Raw genomic sequence first — 3,900 nt, 5'->3', positions numbered from 1 at the left:
GAGCGATCTCCGGCCCCAGGCGCTTAAAGAGAAAGTCCTTCACCAGCGTGGTGGAGGTGATGCCGTCCACGTCATAGTCGCCCCAGACGCAGAAGCGCGCCCCGGCGTCGATCTCCCGCGCCAGCACGCGGGCGGATTCCGTCAGGCCGGGGATGGCCTCCGGCTTGGGCAAATGGCGCAGGCCGGGGGAAAGAAAGCGGTCCATGGTCTGGGCGGAGGTGAACCCGCGCCGCCACAGCACCTCGGCGATGACCTGGGTGATGCCCAGATCCTCGGCGATCTGGCCGATGTTCGCGGGGACCGGGGCAGTGGAAAGCAGCTTCCAGTTGCAGGGCATGGCGGGCCTAGGCCTGGGCCGCGGCTGTGGCCATGCGGCGCAGGATGTCGCGGGCGGCGGCCACGGGCCCGCCCTTGTCCTGGGCTGCGCGGGTGACGGGCCTGCCCACCACCAGGAAGTCCGATCCGGCGGCCACGGCGGCTTCCGGGGTCATGACGCGGCGCTGGTCGTCGGCGGGAGCAGAAGGGTCGGGCACGCGGATGCCCGGCGTGAGGCAGAGGAACTGCGGCCCACAGGCTTCCTTGATGCGCGCGGCCTCCTGGGCGGAACAGACCACGCCGTCCAGCCCCGCGCCCTGGCTCAGGCGCGCCAGTTCCAGCACCACCTCGGCGGCCGGGCGGCCGCGCAGAATGGGGTTGTCCACGTCCAGCATGCTGGTGAGCACGGTGACGGCAAAAAGCAGCGGCTTTCCGGTCAGGCCGCACTCGTCCTTGTATTCTAGGTAGGCCTCGTCGCGCGCGGCAACGGCGATGCGGCCCATGTCCGCCCCGCCGCAGGCGTGGATGTTCAGCATGTCCGCGCCGCTTTTGACGGCGGATCGCACGGCCCCGCGCACAGTGTTGGGGATGTCCAGGAATTTGAGGTCCAGGAAGATCTTGAAGCCCATGGCCTTCAACTCGCGAACCATCTGCGGGCCCTCGGCCACGAAGAGCTCCAGGCCCACCTTCATCCACAGGTCGGGCTGGCCGGGGGCGACCAAAGGAGCCAGATTGCGGGCCATGGCCAGGGCCTCGGCCCCGGTCTGAAAGTCCAGGGCGACGACGAGCTTCGGCAGCGGCTGACTCACTGGACGCATCAGGCGCGCTCCCACTGGGACATGAGGCCGGGCAGCAGGCCCGGACGGCAGATGGCCCGGGCGCGGCCCGCCACATACACGGCGCGCAGCTCGTCGGCCGCCTCCTCCAGGTCGTCGTTGACGATGTGGTAGTCGAAGTGCCCGGCCTGCTCCAGTTCGCCCAGGGCGTTCTTCATGCGCCGCTCGATGACCTCCGGGGCGTCGGTGCCGCGTCCGCGCAGGCGGCGTTCAAGCACCTCCCTGGAAGGCGGCAGGATGAACACGTACAGGGCCTGGGGGAACACCTGCTTCAGCTGCAACGCGCCCTGCACGTCGATGTCGAAGAGGATGTCCTCGCCCTTGGCGAGCATCTGCTCCACCGGGGCCTTGGGCGTGCCGTAGAAATTGCCGTGCACCTCGGCCCATTCGGCGAAGTGGCCCGCATCCCGGCGGGAGATGAAGGTCTCGCGCGTCAGGAAGTGGTACTGGACGCCGTCCTCCTCGCCCGCCCTGGGCGCCCGCGTGGTGCAGGAGATGGAATAGCCGAAGCCGGGAAATTCGGCCCTGAGCCGGGCCACAAGGGTGCTCTTGCCCGCGCCGGATGGGGCGGAGAGCACAAGGCACAGGCCTTTGCGGCCGCCGTGCAGATTGTCGAGCGGTGCGTCCGTGGGGCGCATTATTCCTCCTCGCGCGTCTTCGCGCTTTCCTCGGCCAGGAAACGCTGGCCGATGGTCTCCGCCTGGATGGCCGAGAGAATGACATGGTTTGAATCAGTCACGACGATGGCGCGGGTCTTACGGCCCTGAGTGGCGTCGATGAGCCGCCCCTCCTGGCGCGCGTCTTCACGCAGTCTGCGCATGGGCGCGCTGGCCGGGTCCACGATGGCGATGATGCGGGCCGCGACAACGAAGTTGCCGAAGCCCAGGTTCACCAGCCGCTGGCGCGGCGACGTCTTCTGCGTGATTTTGTCCATGGCGTTACTCGATGTTCTGCACCTGTTCGCGGCATTTTTCCAGCTCGACCTTGAAGTCCACGGTCAAGCGGCTCACTTCCACATCCTGGGCCTTGTTGCCGCAGGTGTTGATCTCGCGGAAGGCCTCCTGGATGAGGAAGTCCAGGCGCTTGCCCGCTTCGCCGTTTCCGGCCACGGCCTCATCCAGGCGGTCCAGATGCGCGGCCAAGCGGGTGATCTCCTCGGAGACGTCCAGACGGTCGGCCAGCACGGCCACTTCCTGGGCCAGGCGTTCCTCGGTGAAGGTCATGCCGGCTTGGGCCACCAGGGCGGTCAGACGCTCGGCCGTGGCGGCCTGCTTGTCCTTCAACACCACGGGCACGCGCGCGGCCACGGCGGCGGCCAGCACGCGCAGGCGGGCGAAGCGCGCGGTGAGGTCCTTGGCCAGTTCGCCGCCCTCAACCCGGCGCGAGGCGTTCCAGTCGTTCAGGGCCTTCTGGAAGCCCTGCTCCAGGCTCTTGGCCAGGCCGGGGTCCGGCTCGGCGGAGTCGTCGCGCCAGAGATGGGAAGCGGACAGCAGGCGGTTCATATCCGGGGCGAAGTCCACGCCCTGGTCCTTCGCCAGGGCGCGCAGCTGGTCCAACATGGCCCCGGCCTGGGCGGCGTTCAGGCTCACGCCAAGAAGCGCCGCGCTGCGGGTCTCCACGCTCAGGCTGATGTCCACGCGCCCGCGCGAGGCGTTCTTGCGCAGGATCTTGTCGAAGCGCGTCTCCAGGCTGCGCAACACCGAGGGCATGCGCCACTTCACGTCCAGGAAGCGGTTGTTCACGCTGCGGATCTCCCAGACGTGGCTGAATTCCTCGGCATTGGTCTCCACACGGCCGAAGCCGGTCATGCTCATGGGCACGGTGATTCTCCTTGCTTGGGGCGGCCGTCTTCGGCGCACATCGCCTCGCCGCCCTCTATGGTTGTTTTGTACAGGCTGCGCAGCGCAGTCAAGCGCCGTTTCATGTCTTCGGTCGCATAGTCGGGGAAGGTCCAGGGCAAATCCACCCAGCCCTGGCGCTTGTTGTAGATGAGCGTCAGGTCGGCCCAGATGCCCGACCCCAGGTACACGCGGTGCGTAAAATTCTTGCCCGAGGCCAGCACCAGCCGCTCCAGGGTGAGGAGTCCGGGATCCAGGTTCACCCGGCGCGTGCCGTCGGGCCGGGCGTGAGCGCGCTCCAGTTTGTTGGTGGCCAGCTTCATGTCCCGCAGGCCGTCCAGGGGCACCAGGCGCTCGAAGCCGAGCAAGCGCCGGAACAGCGGCCTGCCCAGCTCCTCCTCGTAGTAGCCCGTGTGGTCGAAGGGCAGGAGCCCGGACTTGTAGTCCACCGGGCCGAAGCGCTCCACCAGCTCGGCGTGCAGGGGCAGCCAGCCGTCCTTCCCGCCCGCGTCCCACCAGGATTCCTGCGCCAGTACGGAAAAAACGGCCTTGCCCGGCTGGGGCTCGCGCGGGATGCTCATTCGCCCGCCTCCGCAACGCCGCTGACGCGGACGACGATGCGGCCGTCCACCACGCCCTGCGGCCGCGCGACCACCAGGGTGCCCGGGCGGAAGGCTGGCGCGTCCTGCGGCATTTCCACCTGACAGGCGGCGTAATACTCGCACACGCCCTGCCCTCTGTCGTTGTTTTCCATCAGCACGGTAAGCCGCGGCAGCGCGCACAGTTCCTTCTGGAAGGCGCGCCTCTTGGACTCGGCCAGGCCGCGCAGCCGGGCCGCGCGCGCCGTGCGCTCGGCCTTGGGCAGCGGGTCGACCAAGCGCGAGGCCGCAGTGCCCGGCCGGGGCGAATAG

Annotated in this window: 5 protein-coding genes and 2 pseudogenes; all 7 read right to left on the bottom strand. The window is 68.6% G+C overall.

From position 1 onward, the window contains the following. A pseudogene (locus VN419_RS14400) lies at nucleotides 1–337 on the bottom strand (single-stranded-DNA-specific exonuclease RecJ); the annotation flags it as partial. A gap of 7 nt (nucleotides 338–344) precedes the next feature. Then, nucleotides 345–1,112, bottom strand: a complete 768-nt coding sequence (gene pyrF / locus VN419_RS14395) for an orotidine-5'-phosphate decarboxylase (RefSeq protein ID WP_414652943.1) — start codon at nucleotides 1,110–1,112, stop codon at nucleotides 345–347. A 20-nt stretch (nucleotides 1,113–1,132) separates the two neighbouring features. Continuing rightward, nucleotides 1,133–1,789, bottom strand: coding sequence for a guanylate kinase (gene gmk, locus VN419_RS14390; protein ID WP_325647909.1), 657 nt, complete (start codon nucleotides 1,787–1,789; stop codon nucleotides 1,133–1,135). Continuing rightward, a complete protein-coding gene (locus VN419_RS14385; RefSeq protein ID WP_325647908.1) occupies nucleotides 1,789–2,085 on the bottom strand; it encodes a DUF370 domain-containing protein in 297 nt (98 codons plus the stop codon). Before VN419_RS14385 ends, gmk begins: the two co-directional genes overlap by 1 nt. Nucleotides 2,086–2,089: 4 nt before the next feature. Then, nucleotides 2,090–2,971 carry a YicC/YloC family endoribonuclease gene (locus VN419_RS14380; protein WP_325647907.1) on the bottom strand — a complete coding sequence of 294 codons (882 nt, stop codon included), beginning with the start codon at nucleotides 2,969–2,971 and terminating at the stop codon, nucleotides 2,090–2,092. Then, entirely contained in the window at nucleotides 2,962–3,570 is a 609-nt protein-coding gene (locus VN419_RS14375; protein ID WP_325647906.1) for a DUF4416 family protein, read from the bottom strand. Before VN419_RS14375 ends, VN419_RS14380 begins: the two co-directional genes overlap by 10 nt. After that, nucleotides 3,567–3,900 (bottom strand): annotated as a pseudogene (locus VN419_RS14370) (tRNA (N6-isopentenyl adenosine(37)-C2)-methylthiotransferase MiaB); the annotation flags it as partial. The gene VN419_RS14375 and the pseudogene VN419_RS14370, both read right to left, overlap by 4 nt.

This window comes from Humidesulfovibrio sp., from assembly GCF_035560995.1.
GTDB lineage: Bacteria > Desulfobacterota > Desulfovibrionia > Desulfovibrionales > Desulfovibrionaceae > Humidesulfovibrio.
This window is presented reverse-complemented; position numbering and strand designations above follow the sequence as displayed.